Annotated in this window: 15 protein-coding genes and 5 tRNA genes; 7 read left to right on the top strand and 13 right to left on the bottom strand. The window is 71.5% G+C overall.

Annotated features, from left to right (window positions below; all coding sequences use genetic code 11):
• Nucleotides 1-339: 339 nt before the first annotated feature.
• The 7 genes from C7M71_RS14170 to C7M71_RS14140 form a co-directional block, all read right to left on the bottom strand.
• A tRNA-Asp gene (locus tag C7M71_RS14170) sits at nucleotides 340-413 on the bottom strand.
• Nucleotides 414-502: 89 nt separating this feature from the next.
• Nucleotides 503-4,441: an ATP-dependent RNA helicase HrpA gene (hrpA, locus tag C7M71_RS14165; protein WP_111492057.1), complete on the bottom strand. Its 3,939-nt coding sequence runs from the start codon at nucleotides 4,439-4,441 to the stop codon at nucleotides 503-505.
• A 181-nt stretch (nucleotides 4,442-4,622) separates the two neighbouring features.
• A tRNA-Phe gene (locus C7M71_RS14160) sits at nucleotides 4,623-4,696 on the bottom strand.
• 36 nt (nucleotides 4,697-4,732) lie between these two features.
• Nucleotides 4,733-4,806 (bottom strand) — tRNA-Asp (locus C7M71_RS14155).
• Between the two features lie 37 nt (nucleotides 4,807-4,843).
• A tRNA-Glu gene (locus tag C7M71_RS14150) sits at nucleotides 4,844-4,916 on the bottom strand.
• 121 nt (nucleotides 4,917-5,037) lie between these two features.
• On the bottom strand, nucleotides 5,038-6,687 hold the full coding sequence (locus tag C7M71_RS14145) for a metallophosphoesterase family protein (protein ID WP_229758715.1): 1,650 nt from the start codon (nucleotides 6,685-6,687) through the stop codon (nucleotides 5,038-5,040).
• 80 nt (nucleotides 6,688-6,767) lie between these two features.
• Nucleotides 6,768-7,109, bottom strand: a complete 342-nt coding sequence (locus C7M71_RS14140) for a metallopeptidase family protein (RefSeq protein ID WP_194104089.1) — start codon at nucleotides 7,107-7,109, stop codon at nucleotides 6,768-6,770.
• Between the two features lie 1,173 nt (nucleotides 7,110-8,282).
• Between C7M71_RS14140 and C7M71_RS14130 the strand changes: the two genes are divergently transcribed.
• Complete coding sequence (locus C7M71_RS14130) at nucleotides 8,283-10,640, top strand: DEAD/DEAH box helicase (protein ID WP_111491943.1); 2,358 nt, start codon at nucleotides 8,283-8,285, stop codon at nucleotides 10,638-10,640.
• 183 nt (nucleotides 10,641-10,823) lie between these two features.
• Nucleotides 10,824-10,896: transfer RNA gene (locus C7M71_RS14125), tRNA-Lys, on the top strand.
• Nucleotides 10,897-11,359: 463 nt separating this feature from the next.
• On the opposite strand, the gene C7M71_RS14120 is transcribed toward C7M71_RS14125, so the two are convergent.
• Both C7M71_RS14120 and C7M71_RS14115 read right to left on the bottom strand, forming a co-directional pair.
• Nucleotides 11,360-11,551 carry a hypothetical protein gene (locus tag C7M71_RS14120; RefSeq protein ID WP_111491942.1) on the bottom strand — a complete coding sequence of 64 codons (192 nt, stop codon included), beginning with the start codon at nucleotides 11,549-11,551 and terminating at the stop codon, nucleotides 11,360-11,362.
• Between the two features lie 157 nt (nucleotides 11,552-11,708).
• Nucleotides 11,709-11,918, bottom strand: coding sequence for a hypothetical protein (locus C7M71_RS14115; RefSeq protein ID WP_162824243.1), 210 nt, complete (start codon nucleotides 11,916-11,918; stop codon nucleotides 11,709-11,711).
• 91 nt (nucleotides 11,919-12,009) lie between these two features.
• On the opposite strand from C7M71_RS14115, the gene C7M71_RS14110 reads away from it, so the two are divergent.
• The 5 genes from C7M71_RS14110 to C7M71_RS14090 all read left to right on the top strand — a co-directional run bounded on the left by C7M71_RS14110 (nucleotide 12,010) and on the right by C7M71_RS14090 (nucleotide 16,812).
• Nucleotides 12,010-12,855 (top strand): helix-turn-helix domain-containing protein, encoded by an 846-nt coding sequence (locus C7M71_RS14110; protein WP_111491940.1) that lies wholly within the window; start codon nucleotides 12,010-12,012, stop codon nucleotides 12,853-12,855.
• Between the two features lie 19 nt (nucleotides 12,856-12,874).
• Nucleotides 12,875-13,444 (top strand): class IV adenylate cyclase, encoded by a 570-nt coding sequence (cyaB, locus tag C7M71_RS14105; RefSeq protein ID WP_111491939.1) that lies wholly within the window; start codon nucleotides 12,875-12,877, stop codon nucleotides 13,442-13,444.
• Nucleotides 13,445-13,867: 423 nt separating this feature from the next.
• A complete protein-coding gene (locus C7M71_RS14100) occupies nucleotides 13,868-14,467 on the top strand; it encodes a CGNR zinc finger domain-containing protein (RefSeq protein ID WP_229758714.1) in 600 nt (199 codons plus the stop codon).
• A gap of 110 nt (nucleotides 14,468-14,577) precedes the next feature.
• Nucleotides 14,578-15,432: an alpha/beta fold hydrolase gene (locus C7M71_RS14095; protein ID WP_111491937.1), complete on the top strand. Its 855-nt coding sequence runs from the start codon at nucleotides 14,578-14,580 to the stop codon at nucleotides 15,430-15,432.
• Between the two features lie 129 nt (nucleotides 15,433-15,561).
• Complete coding sequence (locus C7M71_RS14090; protein WP_111491936.1) at nucleotides 15,562-16,812, top strand: cytochrome P450; 1,251 nt, start codon at nucleotides 15,562-15,564, stop codon at nucleotides 16,810-16,812.
• A gap of 50 nt (nucleotides 16,813-16,862) precedes the next feature.
• Here the strand turns inward: C7M71_RS14090 and C7M71_RS14085 are convergent, their stop codons facing one another.
• Genes C7M71_RS14085 through C7M71_RS14070 form a run of 4 tightly spaced genes read right to left on the bottom strand, consistent with a single transcriptional unit; the run spans nucleotide 16,863 to nucleotide 19,495 of the window.
• Entirely contained in the window at nucleotides 16,863-18,137 is a 1,275-nt protein-coding gene (locus C7M71_RS14085) for a cytochrome P450 (RefSeq protein ID WP_111491935.1), read from the bottom strand.
• The gene (locus tag C7M71_RS14080; protein ID WP_111491934.1) at nucleotides 18,134-18,742 is read right to left on the bottom strand and encodes a GTP-binding protein; all 609 of its coding nucleotides are present in this window, start codon (nucleotides 18,740-18,742) and stop codon (nucleotides 18,134-18,136) included. Before C7M71_RS14080 ends, C7M71_RS14085 begins: the two co-directional genes overlap by 4 nt.
• Complete coding sequence (locus C7M71_RS14075; protein WP_111491933.1) at nucleotides 18,723-19,079, bottom strand: DUF742 domain-containing protein; 357 nt, start codon at nucleotides 19,077-19,079, stop codon at nucleotides 18,723-18,725. The genes C7M71_RS14080 and C7M71_RS14075 overlap by 20 nt, the downstream gene beginning before the upstream one ends.
• On the bottom strand, nucleotides 19,076-19,495 hold the full coding sequence (locus tag C7M71_RS14070; protein WP_111491945.1) for a roadblock/LC7 domain-containing protein: 420 nt from the start codon (nucleotides 19,493-19,495) through the stop codon (nucleotides 19,076-19,078). The genes C7M71_RS14075 and C7M71_RS14070 overlap by 4 nt, the downstream gene beginning before the upstream one ends.
• Nucleotides 19,496-19,600: the final 105 nt, after the last annotated feature.

The raw sequence follows: 19,600 nt of genomic DNA, 5'->3' as shown, positions 1-19,600 counted from the left end.
TGCGGCCTCTTGGCGTTTCCGGGGCGCCGTCGATGCCCTGCCGAGGCCCCTGTGAAATTTCATATGTTAAATCTGAGTGCCTCAGGGAGGGGTCTGCGGAACCCGTCCTGGTGGGAACTTCAGTGACACCCGTCACACTGCCGAGCCTCTTGTGCGGTCCATCGGCATCCGCTAATGGTCCAGACCTCAGCCCCGGGGTGCGTTCGGGCCCGCCCGACAGTACATCGGCTCCGTCGGCCGTCGTACCCGCCGAACGGCGGGTAATCCGCCGGACACTGCCGCGCGCGCACCAACAGCGAGAGGCCCGGAACCTTTCGGCTCCGGGCCTCTCGCCTGTTGCGATCCCGACGGGACTTGAACCCGCGACCTCCACCTTGACAGGGTGGCGAGCTAACCAACTGCTCCACGGGACCAGGATCGGATTGTCGCTGCTCGCGCGGCGACAAGAGAGATGTTACTGCATGTGGGGCCCCAGGTCGAACGACCTCCCGGGGCCCCCGGATCAGGCGGTCGCCGCCCGGTCCATCGCCTTGGCGATCCGCTTCTCCGAGATCGGCGTCGGCGTACCCAGGGTCTGCGCGAAGAAGCTCACCCGCAGCTCCTCCAGCATCCAGCGGATCTGCACCACCTCCGCAGAGGGCCGCTGCCCGGCCGGTACGGCCGCCAGCAGCTCCGCGTACTCCTCCTGGAGCTGCTGCACCCGCCGGAGGTGCTGGAGGTCCCGCTGGGGGTGGTCCGGAAGCGCCTCCAGCCGGCGCTCGGCGGCCAGCAGATAGCGCTTGAGGTCGGGCAGCCGCCCCCAGCCGGTCGCGGTGACGAAACCGGGGTGGATCAGCGCCGCCAACTGCGCCCGGACATCCGACACCGCCGGCAGCAGCACCGGGCTGGAGACCGCCTTCAGCCGGTTGGTGGCCCGCTGGAAGGCGATCAGCGCCGAGGCGGTCTTCAGGGTGGTGTCCGCGGCGGTGTCGTACAGCTCCGCCCGTACCTGGTCCCGCAGCCGCCCGAACGCCTCCTCGTCCCACGCCGGTCCGCCGGCCTCCGCGACCAGCTTGTCAGTGGCACAGGAGACGATGTCGTCGAAGAGCACGGCGACGCCGCCGTGCGGGTTGTTCGCCAGCGCGAGCTTGGCCTGGTTGCCGAGCCTGCCCTGAATCGACTTCACCGGGGAGGGGGTGGTCAGCACCAGCAGCCGACGGGTGCCCGCCCACATGGCGTGCGCCTGCTCCTCCCGCGTGTCGAAGAGCCGCACCGCCACGGAGCCGCCGTCATCGGCCAGCGCCGGATAGGCGCGGATGGCGTGGCCCCGGCTGCGCCGCTCGAAGGTGCGCGGCAGCGACGGCGTACCGGTCGGCCAGGCGGTCAGCCCCTGCTGCTCCAGCCCCTGGCCGGAGGCGGCCGAGGAGAGGGTGGCCTTGAGCTTCGGTTTGAGCCGCAGTCGCAGCTCCTCCAGGTCCTTGGACTCGGCGAGCTTGCGGCGGCGCTCGTCCACCACACGGAAGGTGATCTGGAGATGGTCCGGTACCGGTGTCTGCCCCCATGCCTCCGGCGGGATCGTGATCCCGGTCATCCGCCGCAGCTCCCGCTCCAGGGCGGGCAGCAGAGGCTCCTGACGGGCGGTGAGCCTGCCCAGCACGGCCTTGGCGAAGTCCGGCGCCGGGACGAAGTTGCGGCGCACCGCCTTGGGCAGCGAGCGGATCAGCGCGGTGACCAGCTCCGCGCGCAGTCCCGGGATCTGCCAGTCGAAGCCCTCGGAGGAGACCTGGTTGAGCACCGGCAGCGGGAGGTGCACGGTGACACCGTCGGCGTCGCTGCCCGGCTCGAACTGGTACGTCAGCCGGAAGCGCAGCTTCCCCTGGTGCCAGTGGTCGGGGTAGTCCTCCTCGGCGACCCCGCCCGCCGCCTCGTTGATCAGCATCGACTTCTCGAAGTTCAGCAGGTCCGGCTGGTCGCGCCGGGCCTGCTTCCACCAGGAGTCGAAGTGGCGGGCCGAGACCACGTCCTCCGGCAGCCGCTGGTCGTAGAAGTCGAACAGGGTCTCGTCGTCGACCATGATGTCGCGGCGGCGGGCCCGGTTCTCCAGCTCCTCCACCTCGGAGAGCAGCCTCCGGTTGTCGGCGAAGAACCGGTGGTGGGTCTCCCAGTCGCCCTCCACCAGGGCGTTGCGGATGAAGAGCTCCCGGCAGAGCTCCGGGTCGATCCGGCCGTAGTTGACCTTGCGCTGGGCGACGATCGGGATGCCGTACAGCGTCACCTTCTCGTAGGCGAGGACCGCGCCGGCCTTCTTCTCCCAGTGCGGCTCGCTGTAGGTGTGCTTGACCAGGTGTCCGGCGAGCGGCTCCACCCACTCGGGCTCGATCTTCGCGTTGATCCGCGCCCACAGCCGGGAGGTCTCCACCAGTTCGGCGGACATCACCCAGCGCGGCGGCTTCTTGAAGAGCCCCGAACCGGGGAAGACCGCGAAGCGGGCACCCCGGGCGCCGACGTACTCGCGCTTCTCCACATCCATCAGGCCGATGTGCGAGAGCAGGCCCGCCAGCAGCGAGGTGTGGATGCGCTGGGAGTCCGGCTCCGCGCCCGGCTCGGGCTCGGTGATGTGGACGCCCAGCTGCTTGGCGACCGTACGCAGCTGGGTGTAGATGTCCTGCCACTCCCGTATGCGCAGGTAGTTGAGGAACTCGGTCCTGCACATCCGGCGGAAGGCGGAGGACGAGAGCTCCTTCTGCTGCTCCCGGACATAGCGCCAGAGGTTGAGGTAGGCGAGGAAGTCGGAGGTCTCGTCGGCGAACCGGCGGTGCCGCTCGTCCGCCGCCTGCTTCTTCTCGCTGGGCCGCTCCCTCGGGTCCTGGATGGAGAGCGCCGCCGCGATCACCATGACCTCCCGCACACAGCCGTTGCGGTCGGCCTCCAGCACCATCCGGGCCAGGCGCGGGTCCACCGGCAGCTGGGCCAGTTTGCGGCCGAGCTGGGTGAGGCGCTTGCGCGGGTCCTTCTGCGCGGGGTCGAGCGCGCCCAGCTCATGCAGCAGGTTGACGCCGTCCCGGATGTTGCGGGAGTCCGGCGGGTCGATGAAGGGGAAGGCCGCGATGTCGCCGAGCCCGGCCGCGGTCATCTGGAGGATGACCGACGCCAGGTTGGTGCGCAGGATCTCCGCGTCGGTGAACTCCGGCCGGGAGAGGAAGTCCTCCTCCGAGTAGAGCCGGATGCAGATGCCGTCCGAGGTGCGCCCGCAGCGGCCCTTGCGCTGGTTGGCGCTGGCCTGGCTGACCGCCTCGATGGGCAGCCGCTGCACCTTGGTGCGGTGGCTGTAGCGGGAGATGCGGGCGGTGCCCGGGTCGATGACGTACTTGATGCCCGGGACGGTCAGCGAGGTCTCGGCGACATTGGTGGCCAGCACGATCCGCCGGCCGCGGTGCGACTGGAAGACCCGGTGCTGCTCGGCCGAGGAGAGCCGGGCGTACAGCGGCAGCACCTCGGTGTTCCGCAGCCCCAGCCGGTTCAGCGCGTCGGCGGTGTCCCGGATCTCCCGCTCGCCGGAGAGGAAGACCAGGATGTCGCCCGGCCCCTCGGCCTGGAGCTCCACTGCGGCGTCGCAGATCGCCTGCACCTGGTCGCGGTCCCGCTCGACCTCCTCGCCGCCGTCGCCCTCCTCCACGATCGGGCGGTAGCGGACCTCCACGGGGTAGGTCCGCCCGGAGACCTCGATGATCGGGGCATCGCCGAAGTGCCGCGAGAAGCGCTCCGGGTCGATGGTGGCGGAGGTGATCACGACCTTGAGGTCGGGGCGGCGCGGCAGCAGCTGCCTGAGGTAGCCGAGGATGAAGTCGATGTTGAGGCTGCGCTCATGGGCCTCGTCGATGATCAGGGTGTCGTACTGGCGCAGCTCGCGGTCGGTCTGGATCTCGGCCAGCAGGATGCCGTCCGTCATCAGCTTGACCAGGGTGTCCTGCCCCACCTGGTCGGTGAAGCGGACCTTCCAGCCGACGGCCTCGCCGAGCGGGGTGTCCAGCTCCTCGGCGACCCGCTCGGCGACCGTGCGGGCGGCGATCCGGCGCGGCTGGGTGTGGCCCACCAGGCCCTTCAGCCCACGGCCCAGCTCCAGGCAGATCTTGGGGATCTGGGTGGTCTTGCCGGACCCGGTCTCACCCGCGACGATCACCACCTGGTGGTCCCGGATCGCCGCCGCGATGTCGTCCTTCTTCCGGCTGACCGGCAGCTCTTCCGGATAGGTGATCTTCGGCACAGCGGCCCGGCGCTGCTCCAGCCGGAGCTCGGCCCTGCCGATCTCGGCGGCGATCTCCTCGGCGACGCCGGCGCGCGCCTCCGGGTTCCGCACCCGGCGGGCACCGTCCAGCCGCCTTTCCAGCCGCCGCTGGTCGCGCAGCATCAGCTCGGGCAGGCGGGCCTGGAGGTCGGCGAACGGAGCACTCACGGAGGGCATCCCCATACAGTCGCAAGAAACGGCAGGCGGCCGCACGCGGGTTTCCGCCCGCCTGCCTGCCGCGGTCACAGCACAGCCAGTGTGCGGCAGACGCCCCGTCGGCGGCCGCAGGGCCCGCGCCCGGAGCGCGGAAAAGCCCCCGGCAAGTGCTCTCGCTGGGGGCCTCACGGTAATGCTGGAGTGGCCAGGGCCGGGGTCGAACCGGCGACCTTCCGCTTTTCAGGCGGACGCTCGTACCAACTGAGCTACCTGGCCGTACTGCATTGCTGCATCCCCAGGGTAGGGGATGAGCGATCCCGACGGGACTTGAACCCGCGACCTCCACCTTGACAGGGTGGCGAGCTAACCAACTGCTCCACGGGACCTCGTGACGCAGATGGGCTCTGCGTATGGGTACTGCGGTGCCCCCAACGGGATTCGAACCCGTGCTACCGCCTTGAAAGGGCGGCGTCCTGGGCCACTAGACGATGAGGGCTTTAGGGCCCACCCGGCTTCCTTGCGGCCGTCGGGGACGTCGAGAAGCATATGGGATGGCGGGCGGGAACGCCAAAACGTATTGCGGCCTGTCGCGCACGGCTGCTGCGGCCCGGCCCTGGTCAGCGCGTGGCCGAGGAGGCCGCCGGCCGACTGGGCGACAGACTGTGGGACGGACCGGGGGAGAGGCCGGGGGAGAGGCCGGGGGAGAGGCTGCCGGCCGGGCTGGGCGTCGGGCTGGGCGACGGACTGGGGGTGGAGGACTCATCGGCCAGGTGCCGGTCGATCTGCGCGGTGGTGCGGCCGAGCCCGCCGAGGGTGATGTCGTCCCACGCCTGGAGCCGGTGGCTGACCCGGTCGAAGTACAGGACCGAGAGGGCCACCGGGGTCGGGGGGTTGCTCTCCAGCGCCCGCAGCCCGGAGCCGCCGGTGGAGCCCTGGATGAAGAGCCGGGTGCCGTGGTCCAGCAGCCTGGTGGAGCGGACATGGGTGTGGCCTGCCAGCACCAGCGGCACCGCCCCGTCCAGTTGCTGGGCGGCGGTGGGCTCATGGACGGCCGCGATGTCCGGCGGCGGCCGGGTGGCGTCGACCTTGGCGGCGAAGGCTCTGCCCATGGCCTCCTCGGCAGCCTCCCCGCCGACCTCCACCGAGCGGTCCGGGGTGAACTGCGGATCGCCCCACCCGGCGATGCGCAGCCCCGCCACGGTGGCGACGCGCCCGTTGTCCAGCACGATGGCGTGCTTCTGACGGGCCACCGCCGCCTGACTCTCCGCCGAGTCGTGGTTGCCGCGCGCATAGACGTAGGGAGCGCCGAGGGTCGGGATCTCGTCGGTGAAGGCGTTCTCGGCGGTGGACCCGTGGTCCATCAGGTCCCCGGTGTCGATGATGACGTCGATCTTGTAGTCGGCGACCACGGAGCGGATCAGGTCCCAGGCGGTGGGGTTGAGGTGGATGTCGGACACATGCAGTACCCGCACCGTGCCCGGATCGGGGTTGTAGGCGGGCAGCGTGGTCGCGGTGTCGTACAGCCGGGTCACATTGGTGACCAGCTTGGCCAGTTCCTGCCGGTAGACGTCGAAGTCGCTGACGATGGACCGGGCGTTGCCCACCACCTGCGGTGCGCCGGCCAGCAGTCCGGTGAAATGCGGTTCCAGCACGGACTTGGGGTTCCAGCTGAGCGCCGCCCCGCCGAAGGTCGCCGCCAGCAGGCCGAGCGAGGTCCCGGCGGCGGCCAGTGCCCGGCGCGGTCGGCGGTAGATCACCAGGCCGAGCGTGCAGGCGCCGGCCGCGACGGCGGCTGCGGACCGCAGACCCAGCTTCAGCATGCCGTGCTCGACCCCGACGGCCACCTCGTCCTGCAACCCGGCGAGGCGGGCCGGGTTCCTGGCGATGGCCCGGGCGGCGTCCGGGTTCAGCCGCCGTACGTCCACGTCCAGCCGCAGCGGGGCCCGGTGGGTGTCCAACTCCAGGTCTCCCAGCGGGGCGATGTCGATCCGGCTGCCGCCGCCGAGGTCGGGGTGGAGCGACATCCGGGTCTCCATCGGCCCGACCCGCGCCGGTGAACTGCCGACCACCACCAGGCCGAGCCAGCCGCCGAGCACCGCGACGGCAGCCAGCACGACGGCGCGCCGCAGGCCGGGGGAGAAGCGGGGAGAGCGGGGCGCGCGGGGTGAACGAGGGGAGCGGGGCGAGCGGGGCAGGTGGGGTCGGCGCGCTCGGTGGAGCATGGCGCGCGTGCGGTTGCGGAGGTCGGCGGCCATGGTGGGGAGCATGCCCGGAGGGTACGTCCGGTATACGGCGCCCCGGGCCGAGCCGCACCGAGCCGCACCGGGGTGGGCCGTGGCGGGGCGGGTCAGGCCCAGCCGAGTTCGTGCAGCCGCTCGTCGTCGATGCCGAAGTGGTGGCCGACCTCGTGGATCACGGTGGTGGTGACCTCCTGCACCACCTGCTCGCGGGTCTCGCAGATCCGCAGCGTCGGGCCGAGGTAGACGGTGATCCGGTCCGGCAGCACCCCCGCGTACCACTCGCCGCGCTCGGTCAGCGGGGTCCCCTCGTACAGGCCCAGCAGGTCCGGGTCGCCGGGGTCGGGCTCCTCCTCCACGAAGACGGCGACGTTGTCCATCAGCTTCGCCAACTCGGCGGGAATGCGGTCCAGCGCATCGCCGACCAGGGCTTCGAACTCGTCTCGGGTCATCTCCACCGGCCCATTGTCGGCTCGGCGGGGCGGCCCGGCCCAGCCCCCGCCGCCCGGTCGGGCCCCGCACCGCAGCCCCGCCATCGCCGCCCGGCCGAGCGCGGCGGCCGTGACCTCGGGGCCGCGTACGCGTTGGGCACCCGTAGTGGCCGCACGCAGCGGGCGGCCCGGGCGGGGCGTACGAGAGGCTTGCTGTGAATGCGGTAACTCCTGTGACTTCCGACACCGCCGTGACGCCTGCCGCCGCAGGGCGGCGGCCCGTGGGACGCCGTCCCCACCCCCGCCCCCTGGCGCGCGCGGTGGCAGCGGCAGCCGTCGGGGCGCTGGCCGCCGTGGCCCTGACCGGCTGCATGGATGTGAGCCGGGCACCCGCCTCACAGGGTTCGCAGCCCGGGGAGCGGGGGACCTCGGCCGACCAGGTCGCCGGGAGCGGAGCCATCCACCCGGGGGCGGGCGGTTCCCACCCCGTACCGGCCGGGTCCCAGCGGGCGGGAGCGGTGGACGTGGATGTATCGGCCACCCCCTCGGGCACCGTGGGGCCCTCGCCGTCGCCGGGCGCTCCGGCCCAGCCGGCCGGGGGAGCCTCGGCGCAGCCGCACCCCGACGGGCCGGACCGGAGCGGCGGCAGGGTCGGCGGCGCGACCGGCGGCGGGGGCGGCCATGCGGCCTCGGGCGGGCTCGGCGGGACGGGCGGCGGCCCCCAGCAGCCGAGCCCGCAGCCCAGTCCGCAGCCGACCGGGTCCGCGTCGGAGCCATCGGCCCCGCCGAGCCCGCCGCCCGGTTCCCCCGGTCCCGGCAACGGCTCCGGCGGCGAGCTCCCGCCCCCGGTCGCGGGCTCGGTTTCGGGCGGCGCCGGCGGCTCCGGAGGCGCCGCGGAGTCCGGGCCCTGACCTCGCCGCTGCCGGGAATGCCGGGCTGGGCGGTACTGTTGTGGTGTCCGGCCCCGCGATGTGCGCGGGGCGGACGGGACGGGGTGGCCTCTCTGCTCCGAAGGAGCGATTTGCGCTCCCCCGTTCGGGGCGCCTATAGTGGTAGATCGTTTGATTTCATCTGCCCGGCGCCGCTTATCCCAAGGCGCTCTTGGCGCGTTCCGGCGATCCGTGGCTTGACTGCATCGAGGCGGTCTGTGCGAACCCGCGGACTTAGGCGCGTGCCACTTCCGGAAGGTTCTGCATGTCTCTCGTTGACGACGACCGCTTCGCCATGCCCGCGAGCGGCTCCGCCGCCGATGCCCCCGCCATCGACACTCCCGACACCCCTGACACCGCCGGCAGCCACGACGCTCCCGGCACCTCCGAGGCCGTGACCGAGGTCCGCCCGGACGCCGTGGCAGAGGCCGTGGCAGAGGCTGCCACCGAGGAGGCCGCCCCCGAGGAGGCCACCGCCACCTTCGGCGACCTCGGCCTGCACCAGGACATCGTCCGCGCCCTCGCAAAGCGCGGCGTCACCACCCCGTTCCCCATCCAGGCCGCGACCATCCCGGACGCGCTGGCCGGCAAGGACGTGCTGGGCCGCGGTCGCACCGGCTCCGGCAAGACCCTCAGCTTCGGCCTCCCGCTGCTCACCCGCCTCGCCGAGGGCCGCACCCGGGCCAAGCGCCCCCGTGGCCTGATCCTCGTCCCCACCCGTGAGCTGGCCATGCAGGTCTCCGACGCGCTGGAGCCGTACGGCTCGGTGCTCGGCCTCAACCTCAAGGTCGTCTGCGGCGGCACCTCGATGCCCCGCCAGATCTACGCGCTGGAGCGCGGCGTGGACGTCCTCGTCGCCACCCCGGGCCGGCTGCGCGACCTGATCGACCGTGGCGCCGCCACCCTCGACGAGGTGCAGATCGCGGTCCTGGACGAGGCCGACCAGATGGCCGACATGGGCTTCCTGCCCGAGGTCACCGAGATCCTCGACCTGGTGCCGGCCGGCGGCCAGCGGATGCTCTTCTCGGCCACGCTCGAGAACGAGATCGACACCCTGGTCAAGCGCTACCTGCAGAACCCGGTCACCCATGAGGTCGACCCGTCGGCGGGCGCGGTCACCACCATGACCCACCACATCCTCGTGGTGAAGCCCAAGGACAAGGCGCCGATCACCAACGCGATCGCCGCCCGCAAGGGCCGCACCATCATCTTCGTCCGCACCCAGATGGGCGCCGACCGCGTTGCCGAGCAGCTGATCGAGGCCGGGGTGCGCGCCGACGCGCTGCACGGCGGCATGACCCAGGGCGCCCGCACCCGGACCCTGGGCGACTTCAAGGACGGTTACGTCAACGTCCTGGTCGCCACCGACGTCGCCGCCCGTGGCATCCACGTCGACGGCATCGACCTGGTGCTCAACGTCGACCCGGCCGGCGACCACAAGGACTACCTGCACCGCTCCGGCCGCACCGCCCGGGCCGGCCGCTCCGGCATCGTGGTCACCCTGGTGCTGCCGCACCAGCGCCGGGGAGTCTTCCGCCTGATGGAGGACGCCGGCGTGGACGCCTCCCGCCATGTGGTGGGCAACTCCTTCGACGCCGATGTGGCGCGGATCACCGGCGCCCGTTCGCTGACCGAGGTCCAGGCCGAGGGCGCGGCCGGTGCCGCCAAGGCCGCCGAGCGCGAGGCCGAGGAACTGGCCCGCCGTCTGGAGAAGTTGCAGCGCCGCGCGGCGGAGCTGCGCGAGGAGGCGGACCGCCTCACGGCCCGGGCCGCGCGCGAGCGTGCCGAGCTGGGCATCGAGGACGAGCCGACCGAGGCCACCACCGAGGTCCCGGCCCAGGCCGAGGCCCCGGCGGTCGAGGCGGCGCCCGCCGCCGCTGCCGCCGAGGAGGTCGTGGAGACCAAGGAGCGCGAGCGTTCGTCGTCGTACCGGGAGGTGCGCAGCGAGCGCCCGCCGTACAACCGCGACCGTGACCGTGACGACCGTGGCGGCCGTTCCTTCGAGCGTCGTGACGACCGTGGCGGCTTCAACCGTGACCGTGGCAGCGACCGTCCGTTCAACCGTGACCGTGACCGTGACCGTGACCGTGACGACCGTGGGGGCCGTTCCTTCGAGCGTCGCGACGACCGGGGTGGCCGTCCTTCCTTCGGCGACCGCGACCGTGGCGGCCGTGACGAGCGTGGGGGTCGTTCCTTCGAGCGTCGTGACGACCGGGGTGGCCGTCCCTCCTTCGGCGACCGCGACCGTGGCGGCGACCGTCCGTTCAACCGCGACCGTGACGACCGTGGGGGCCGTTCCTTCGAGCGTCGTGACGACCGTGGCGGCCGTCCCTCCTTCGGCGACCGCGACCGTGGCGGCGACCGTCCGGCCCGCTCCTACGACCGCCCGTACGGCGGCGACCGCGAGCGCAGCGCCCGCCCGTCCTTCGGCGACCGGGACCGCACCAGCCGCCCGTTCGGCCGGCGTGACGACCACCGCACCGGCGGCGCCCGCCCGTCCTTCGGCGACCGCGACCGTGGCAGCAGCAGCGGCCGTCCCTTCGAGCGCCGCGACAACAACGGCAGCGGCAGCGGCAGCAGCTTCGGCGGCGACCGCAAGCCGCGCTGGAAGCGCAACGGCTGACCGCACGTCGGCTCTCTGACGGCCTCGGGCCCGCTCCCCTCCCGGGAGCGGGCCCGAGCCCGTCTCCCACCCCCGCCCACCCCGATCCGCCACGGGCTCACCCCCAATGCAGTGGCGAACCCCTCCCCAACTCCGGGTACGCTTCACTCGGCAGCAGCCGCCTCCCGGCGACCGCCCGCCACCGGGCCGCTAGCTCAATTGGCAGAGCTGCGGACTTTTAATCCGTAGGTTCAGGGTTCGAGCCCCTGGCGGCCCACCCCACCGCACTACCTCCGACCAGCGGACGAGCGCCGAGTGATCTCCGTGACACTGCGGCGCTCAGTCATGTCCGGGCTCTGCTGGCCCGCTGCGGGCCCGAGGCTAAATGATCTAGGTTCGCGGGTCCCCCTGGGCCGCTCAACCGTGACTGCGACAAAGCCGTATGCCCACCAGTCCGTGCGCCAGCACCCGGATCCGGGGGCTGGATCGAAGCTGCACCAGGCGAGTCCAGGTTCACCGTGACCACCGGCGCCCGGCCAGCCTCGTGGGGGTGGCATGCGAGGCCCACGAGAACCCGGCTCCCGGGATGCCCACCCTGCCAAGGGACGTCTTCACGGTCAGCGGGACTTCCGGGCCGTCGTGACGTGCAGGCCGTCCTCGTATTCACCGAGGCGCCAGGCAGGGCGGACCACCCCCCACAGGGCCGCGGTCGCAGGTGCGAGTGACACGGCGATGGCCGGTCACCGCTCTGTGTCCACCTGCCAGGTGACCTTGACCGGCTCTCCGTCGTGGCAGTGGTGCCCGCAGCGGCCGATCACTGCGGGGATGGGGCAACCGTGGACCCACACCTCGTAGTTGCCGGGGCAGCCGAAGCACAGGCCCTGCCGGCAGACTTCCCGGACCTCGGCTGCGGGCCGGTCCGGGGCGGTCACCGCGCCTTCCGGGTGGTCCGGTGGCGGGGGCACTGGCAGGGCGGGTACCGCACCCTTCTGCGGTCCTGTCCCCAGCGGGTGGCCGGGACGACGTGGGTGGGTCGTACGGTGACGCGTTCGCCGGTGCTGGGACGGATCAGGTGGACCGCGATAGTCATCACGGCCGTGCTTCCCGGTGGTCCGGGCAGGCGGCGACGGGCCAGCCGAGTTGCCCTTCGCCGTCGGTGGTGTAGGCGTGCCCGGCCGGGAGCAGCGGGCCGTCCTCGGTGCCGCAGTTAATGCAGGCGTCGCCATGCAGGCGGTCCAGAGTGGGGGCGTCGACAGGCAACTGGAGAACCGGCGCCGGTACGAGCATTGCATGGTCCATGCCTCAAAACTCGGTCACGGAGTGTCGTCATTGCGATACCCGAGCGGTAATCTCACGGTGAGATGAATGCGCGCGCTGCACCGGGGGGCCCATGTCGACTGCGCTGCTACCCGTCGAACTGCCCGAATGGTCGTGGCAGCGGCCCGAGGTCCGCGCAGCCTTGACCCGGCGCGACGTGGCCGCGATCTTCCGGGCCGCCCAGCAGTACTCCGGTGCCAGCCAGGCCCGCTTGGCCGCTGCTGTGGGCATGACCCAGGGGAGAGTCAACGAAGTCATCAACGGCCGCCGAGAAGTCAGCCGCCTGGATGTCTTCGAGCGCATCGCTGACGGCCTCACAATGTCCGACCACGCAAGGCACCTCCTCGGCCTGGCCTCCAGCCGCACCCACCGCAGCGGCGGCCAGGCATTCGACCTGGCCGCCTTCCCCGAGGTCGTCCGCGTCTACGCCTCCCAGGCCGCGACCGCCACCGAGATCCAGCGGCAGGCGCGGAGCGCCGCATCGGTGGACATCCTGGCCGTGCGCGGCCTCGGCCTGATCGGCCTGAACGACTCGCTCCTGCGCACCTGCCTGACACGAGACGACACCCGAGTGACAGTGCGCGTGCTCCTCCTGGACCCGAGGGCACCTGCGGTGGCCGTCCGCGCCGCCGAGATCGGCGAGTCCGTCGAGTCCCTCGCCGGCGGCATCGCCTACACCGAGGCGCGCCTGCGGGAGCTGTCCGACGTCTGCGACATCAGCGTGCACTGGTACCGGCACCTGCCGACCTGGCGCATCATCCGCCTCGACAGCGTCCTCTACGTCAGCGTGTTCCACGCTGGGTGGGAGGGGCACGAGTCTGCTATCTACAAGGTGATGGAGACGCCGCACGGCCCGCTGTATCGGGGCTTCCGGCGAATGTACGACGCGATGGTCGAGGACAGCGACCGGGTGGTCTGACAACGAGAGGAGGCGGTCGGTGATCGAGGCCGAGCTGAAGGCGATGGTGCACGACCCGGAGGGTGTCCTTCAGCGGCTGGAGGCCCTTTCCGAGGGACGCCCCGAGGTCTACCAGGACACGTACTACGACAACCCTTCCGGCTCCCTGGGCCGCGGCGATCAGGAGCTGAGGGTGCGCACGGTCCACGGGCAGGAGAACACCCGCAGCGTGCTGACGTACAAGGGCCCGCGGGTTGATGCGGCATCCGCATCGAAGACCGAGCACGAGACCGTGGTGGATGATCCGGACGCCGTGCACGCCATGCTCCGGGGCCTCGGGTACCTGCCGACCATCCGGTTCGAGAAGCGGTGCCGGAACTACGACTTCGAGTCGGCCGGGCGTCGGATGCTGGCCACGTTGGTGCGAGTGCCTGAGTTGGACGGAACCTTCCTGGAGGTGGAGACACTGGCGGACGCTGGCGATCTGGCCGCCGCGCTGAAGGACGTCCGGGCCGTCGTGCAGCAGTTGGGCATTACCGATGCCGACCTCACGACCGAGCTCTACACGGACGCCGTGGCCGAGCGCCGGAGAGCCGCTCCCCAGGCATGACGAAACGCCCCCGCTCCCCCTTCGTAGGGTGGGCGGGGGCGGTGCTCGGCGGTCAGCGGTGCCAGAGTGCGAGGACCACGCCCGCCGCGCCGGACAGCGCTCCGATCGTCGGCAGGGGCCAGCGGGCCGCCTCCAGCCGCCGCAGCCGAGCCTCGTGGTCCTTGCTGGACAAGCTGGCCGCCGACGGCAGGATCACCACCTGGTCGAACGGAATCTACGAACCCGAGACCACCGCGCGGGTCGGACAGCAGGCGGGGCGGAGTAGTGTTGTCTCATGGATGAGTGGAGAGTTATCCATGATTAGCGGCCCTGGTCAGAGGGCGTAGGTCGCGGCGGGGCTCGGGTTGCGGATACTGGGGGTCCCTGGCGGGCGGGCTGTGGTCGGCGGGGTGTGGCAGTAGGAGCGGCAGGAACGAGGTTTCGGTGACAGTGCTGACGCCGGCACCCGGCGAGGACAAGTCCGTGGCGCTGGCCATGGTGAACACCAAGCAGCGCGGCCCCGATGGGGTGGTCGACCGGTTGGCGACCGGTCCGGAGGCTGCCGAGTGGCTGCGGTCGCATGGGCTTGTGGCGGAACCGGGGGTGCGCATCGGCGAGCCTGAGGTGGTCCGCCTCGCCGAGCTGCGGGCGGCGATCAGGGACCTGTTCACCGCCCAGGCCGACTGCCGGACGCCCGCGCCGGACTCGGTGGCGGCGGTGAATGCCGCCGCCGCGGCGCAGCCGGCCGCGCCGCAGGTGGACTGGGCGGATGTCGGTCGGCCGAGCCGCCGGTGGCGGAGTGCGCGGCCGGGCGGCCTGGAGGCCGGGATGGCCGATCTCGCCTGGGACGCGATCGACGTGGTCTGCGGGGAGAAGGGCGCCATGCTGCGCCGGTGCGAGGCGCATGGCTGCGTACGGATCTTCCTGCGTGAGCACGCCCGCCGCCGCTGGTGCTCCACGACCTGCGGCGACCGGGTGCGCGCCGCCCGCCACCACCGTGCGCAGCAGGCCGCCGCCGAAGGGGTACACCGCTTCGCCGACTGAGCCCCCCGGGGGGCGGGGTGTCGGCCGGGCCTTGACATGCCTGGGTCGTCTCATGGATATTCACATTGTTATCCGTTAGGGCAGTTGAGGTGTAGAAGAGGGGCAGAACCATGGTCGACGTCCACCACCGCCATGCCGTGATCCAGGGCCACCGGATCTTCTACCGCGAGGCCGGTCCGGCCGGGGCCGAGACCGTTGTGCTGCTGCACGGCTTCCCGTCGAGCTCCCACATGTACCGGCATCTCATCCCGGCACTCGCCGACCGCTACCACGTGATCGCCCCCGACTACCTGGGCTCCGGTGCCTCGGACACCCCGCCGGTCGGCGAGTTCACCTACACCTTCGACTCGATCACCGACATCGTCGACGAACTGCTGGACGCGCTCGGGGTCCAGCGGTACGCGCTGTATGTGCAGGACTTCGGCGCTCCGGTCGGGTTCCGGATCGCCGCCCGCCACCCGGAGCGGATCACGGCGATCGTCACGCAGAACGGCAACGCCTACGTCGACGGCCTCAACCCCGAGTTGCTGGACGTCTCCGACAGCACTCCGCGCACCGAGGAGTCGCTGCGCGAGAACCTCACGCTCGACTTCACCCGGCAGATGTACCTCACGGGCGTGCCGGACCCCAGCCTGGTCAGCCCCGACACCTGGCTGTACGACCAGACGCTGCTGGAGCGTCCGGGCGTCAAGGACATCCAACTCGCGCTGCTGGCGGACTACCCCGCCAATGTCGCGCGCTACCCGGAGTTCCAGGAGTACTTCCGCACCAGTCAGGTGCCGCTGCTGGCCGTCTGGGGAGCCAATGACCAGGTCTTCTTCGCTCCCGGCGCCACCGCCTTCGGCCGCGATCTGCCCGACGCCGAGATCCACCTGCTGAACACCGGGCATTTCGCGCTGGAGACCCACCTCGACACCATCGTCGGCCATGTGCGCGCTTTCCTCGGCCGGGTCCTGACCGCCTGACTGCCCGCTGCCCGACGGCCTGACGGCCGGACCTCCCGCCTCATGGGCCCCCGGAGGCACCCTGGACCCACGTGATCATGGTCGCCTAACCTGGGGATTCAGCCCCACTACCCCCATGGGAGACGCGTCATGACGTCGACTCAGCAAACGCCCGACATCCTGTCCGCCGAGTTCGCAGCCGACCCGTACTCCGCCTACCGGGTCATGCGGGACGAGTTCCCGCTCATCTGGCACGAGCCCATGAAGAGCTATATCGTCTCCCGCTACGAGGACGTGGAGAGAGCCTTCAAGGACAAGGACTCCGCCTTCACCACCGACAACTACAGCTGGCAGATCGAGCCGGTGCACGGCCGGACCATCCTCCAGCTGAGCGGGCGGGAGCACTCCGTCCGCCGAGCGCTGGTGGCCCCCGCCTTCCGGGGCAATGCGCTGGAGGAGCAGTTCCTGCCGGTGATCGAGCGCAACTCCCGGGAGCTCATCGACGCCTTCCGCGCCGACGGCGAGGCCGACCTGGTCTCCCAGTTCGCGACCCGCTTCCCGGTCAATGTCATCGCCGACATGCTGGGCCTGGACAAGGGCGACCACGAGAAGTTCCACGGCTGGTACACCTCGGTCATCGCCTTCCTCGGCAACCTCAGCCAGGACCCGGTGGTGGCCGAGGCCGGGCTGCGGACCCGCACCGAGTTCGCCGAGTACATGATCCCGATCATCCAGCAGCGCCGCGACAACCTCGGCGACGACCTGCTCTCCACGCTCTGCGCCGCCGAGGTCGACGGCACCCGGATGAGCGACGAGGACATCAAGGCGTTCTGCAGCCTGCTGCTGGCCGCCGGCGGCGAGACCACCGACAAGGCCATCGCCTCCCTCTTCGCCAACCTGCTCCAGCACCCGGAGCAGCTGGCCGCAGTGCGCGAGGACCGCACCCTGATACCGAGGGCGTTCGCCGAGACCCTGCGCTTCACCCCGCCGGTGCACATGATCATGCGCCAGACCTCGTCGGAGGTGGAGGTCAGCGGTGGGCTGATCCCGGCGGGCGCCACCGTCACCTGCCTGATCGGCGCGGCCAACCGGGACGACCGCCGGTACGCCGAGCCGGACACCTTCGACATCTTCCGCGACGACCTCTCCTCGACCAGCGCCTTCTCGGCCGCCGCCGACCACCTGTCCTTCGCTCTCGGCCGGCACTTCTGCGTGGGCGCCCTGCTGGCCAAGGCGGAGGTCGAGGTCGGCGTCAACCAGCTGCTGGACGCCATGCCCGACCTCGCCCTCCAGGACGGCTTCGTCCCCGCCGAGACGGGCGTCTTCACCCGGGGCCCGCAGTCGGTGCCGGTGCGGTTCACGCCCGCCGACCGCAGTGGGTCGGCGGGCGCCGCGCAGTAGCCGCCCCGGCCGAGCAGTAACCGCCCCAGCCAAGGAGTGTCGCCCGGGGCCTAACCCAGGCCCTGGGCGACCGGCGCGGGACTGAACTCGACCGGTAGGGCCTCCAGCCCCCGCATCCAGATGGACGGCCGCCAGACCAGGGTGGCCGCGTCCACCGCGACCTCCACGTCCGGCAGCCGGTCGAGCAGCACCTCGACCGCGGCCTTGGCGATCACCTCGGCGAGCTCCGGTGCCGGATAGGGGCACTGGTGCTCGCCGTGGCTGAAGGACAGGTGGGCCTGGTTCCCGGCGGCTCCCGCCGCCGCGTCCGGGCGCACCTGGGGATCGGTGTTGGCCGCGGCCAGACCGAGGATCAGCAGGTCGCCCTGGCGGATGCGCCGCCCGGCCAGCTGGGTGTCGCGGGCGGCCCAGCGGCCGATGAAGTTCTGGGTCGGCGTGTCCTCCCACAGCACCTCGTTGAGCGCCTGGCCGATGCTGCGGCGGCCACCGGACAGGGTGACCGAGAACCGCTCGTCGGTGAGCATCAGCCGCAGCGTGTTGCCGATCCAGTTGGCGGTCGGCTGCTGCGCCGCCGCGATCACCGAGATCAGGTCCTGCACGATCTGCTCGTCGGTCAGTCCCGCCTCATGCGCCAGCAGCCGTGAGGGCACATCCGGGCCCGGGCGCTGGTGCCTGCTCTCCACCAGCCGCTGGATCCGGTCCTGGACCCGCCCGTATGCCGCGACCGGGTCGTCGTCCTCCCCGGCGTCGAGCGACGCGGTGAGGTCGCGTACCAGGTCGGGGGTCTCGGAGTCGGGCAGGCCGCACATCTTGACGACGGCCAGCAGCGGCAGCAGGTGCGCGTAGTCGGCCATCAGGTCGGCGGCGCCGCGGCCGGCGAAGGCGTCGATCAGCTGGTCGGCGATCCGCTCGCAGGTCGACTGCAACTCGAACTGGTCGACCCCGCCGAGCGCGTCGCTGATCGCCCCGGAGCGGCGCCGGTGCTCGGCGCCCTCGGTGAAGAGCACCGACGGCTGGTAGCCGACGTAGGGGAGCAGCGGCCAGTCGTCGGGGATGGAGTCCCAGGCGTGCCAGCGGCGGGAGTCGCGGGCGAAGAGCTGGTCGTTGCTGGTGACGTAGTGCACCTCGCGGTAGCCGAGCACCAGCCAGGCGGGCACCCCGCCGTCCAGCACGACCGGGGCGACCGCCCCGTGCTCCCGCCGCAGCTTCCGGTACAGCTCGGCGGTGGTCTGCTGGAACTGCAGCCCGTCCAGCGCCACGGCGCCGGCGTGGGCCGGGCAGCCCGGCGGGGCCGGGGCCTCGGAGGGCGTGTCGGTGTCGGTCATCGTGTCTTCTCCTGGGCCGACGACAGGGAGTACAGGTGGTCCACGAGGCTGATCAGCACGGCCTTGCTGGATTCGCGGTCGCGTGCGTCGCAGTCGACCAGCGGGATGTCCTCGGGGAGTGACAGCGCGTCCCGCACCTGCTCCAGGGTGTGCTCGGGGTCGCCGAAGTTGTTGCGGGCCACGATGAACGGCGTGCCATGGTGCTCCAGCCGGTCGATGGCGTACCAGGAGTCGGCCAGCCGACGGGTGTCGACCAGCACGACCGCGCCCAGCGTCCCCGAGAAGAGGCGGTCCCAGAGGAACCAGAACCGCTCCTGGCCGGGGGCGCCGAAGAGGTACAGCACCATCTGCTCATTGAGGCTGATCCGGCCGAAGTCGAAGGCGACGGTGGTGGTGTTCTTGCCCTGCACCCCGGTGGTCTCGTCGATGCCGAGACCCGCCTGCGTCATGGTCTCCTCGGTGTTCAGCGGGCGGATCTCGCTGACCGAGCGGACCATGGTCGTCTTGCCCGCACCGAACCCGCCGGCTATGACGATCTTGAGAGCGTTGTCCGCGGTGTCCGGCAGGGGGACACGCGCGGCGGGCTCAGATGTTCTGGAGTCCAACGAGTACCTGCTTCAGAAGTTCGGGATCGGGCAGCGCCCGGGAGGCGGCCGACCTCGGGTGGCGGGCGGTGATCCGGCCGGTGTCGTGCAGATCGCTGAGCAGGATCTTCACGATGCTCACCGGCAGTCTCAGCTCGGCGGAGATCTCCACGACCGCCGTCGGCTGCCGGCACATCCGCAGGATCCTGGCATGCTCGGACTGCATGCCGGGAGTCGGCTCGGATTCGCTCAGAATCAGCGTGACCAGGTCGAAGACGGTGTCGTCCACCCGGCTGCGGCCACCGGTGACGGTGTACAGCCGGTCCGGGTCCTCGCTGTCGACCGGTCGTCGGATCATGCCGACCCGCTGTCCGTATCGGAGACCCGGGGCGGCGCGCTCAGGTGCTCACCGATCTGCTCGACCAGCTCGTCCATGTTGTGGCCGATGACCCCGGGGTCGGCGTCGTCCTTGGCCACCACCGCGAGGTGGGCGCCCTCGCCGGCCTCCACGATGAACAGCAGGCCGCCGTGGAACTCGGTCATCGACTGCCGGACCCCTCCGGTGCCGTCGCCGAACTCCACGGAGGCGCCGTGGGAGAGGCTCTGGATGCCGGAGGCGATGGCGGCCAGCTGGTCGGCCTGGTCGGTCGACATCTCGGTCGACCAGCAGAGCTTGAGGCCGTCCCGCGACAGCACCAGTGCGTGTCTGGCCCCGGGGGTCTTCTCCAGGAGGTTCTCCAGCAACCAGTCGAGGCTGCGGTCTGTGGTCTGCATCGCTGCTACGGGGTCGGGCCCGGCGATCACACCGGGCGGAGCCGTCCCCTGCCTCCAATCTCTTCTTGTGCCCTGCCCCCGCCCGGGGAGGTCCCCCGGTTCCCG

This window comes from Peterkaempfera bronchialis (genome assembly GCF_003258605.2).
In the GTDB taxonomy this organism is placed as follows: Bacteria; Actinomycetota; Actinomycetes; order Streptomycetales; family Streptomycetaceae; genus Peterkaempfera; species Peterkaempfera bronchialis.
Note: the sequence above shows the minus strand (reverse complement) of the source record. Positions and strands in the feature narration are given on the sequence as shown.

What these genes read in the sequence shown, in the direction of transcription:
- hrpA (WP_111492057.1), bottom strand. Translation starts at nt 4,441, where the DNA reads ATGCCCTCCGTGAGTGCTCCGTTCGCCGACCTCCAGGCCCGCCTGCCC.
- C7M71_RS14145 (WP_229758715.1), bottom strand. Translation starts at nt 6,687, where the DNA reads ATGCTCCCCACCATGGCCGCCGACCTCCGCAACCGCACGCGCGCCATG.
- C7M71_RS14140 (WP_194104089.1), bottom strand. Translation starts at nt 7,109, where the DNA reads ATGACCCGAGACGAGTTCGAAGCCCTGGTCGGCGATGCGCTGGACCGC.
- C7M71_RS14130 (WP_111491943.1), top strand. Translation starts at nt 8,283, where the DNA reads ATGTCTCTCGTTGACGACGACCGCTTCGCCATGCCCGCGAGCGGCTCC.
- C7M71_RS14115 (WP_162824243.1), bottom strand. Translation starts at nt 11,918, where the DNA reads ATGGACCATGCAATGCTCGTACCGGCGCCGGTTCTCCAGTTGCCTGTC.
- C7M71_RS14110 (WP_111491940.1), top strand. Translation starts at nt 12,010, where the DNA reads ATGTCGACTGCGCTGCTACCCGTCGAACTGCCCGAATGGTCGTGGCAG.
- C7M71_RS14095 (WP_111491937.1), top strand. Translation starts at nt 14,578, where the DNA reads ATGGTCGACGTCCACCACCGCCATGCCGTGATCCAGGGCCACCGGATC.
- C7M71_RS14090 (WP_111491936.1), top strand. Translation starts at nt 15,562, where the DNA reads ATGACGTCGACTCAGCAAACGCCCGACATCCTGTCCGCCGAGTTCGCA.
- C7M71_RS14085 (WP_111491935.1), bottom strand. Translation starts at nt 18,137, where the DNA reads ATGACCGACACCGACACGCCCTCCGAGGCCCCGGCCCCGCCGGGCTGC.
- C7M71_RS14075 (WP_111491933.1), bottom strand. Translation starts at nt 19,079, where the DNA reads ATGATCCGACGACCGGTCGACAGCGAGGACCCGGACCGGCTGTACACC.
- C7M71_RS14070 (WP_111491945.1), bottom strand. Translation starts at nt 19,495, where the DNA reads ATGCAGACCACAGACCGCAGCCTCGACTGGTTGCTGGAGAACCTCCTG.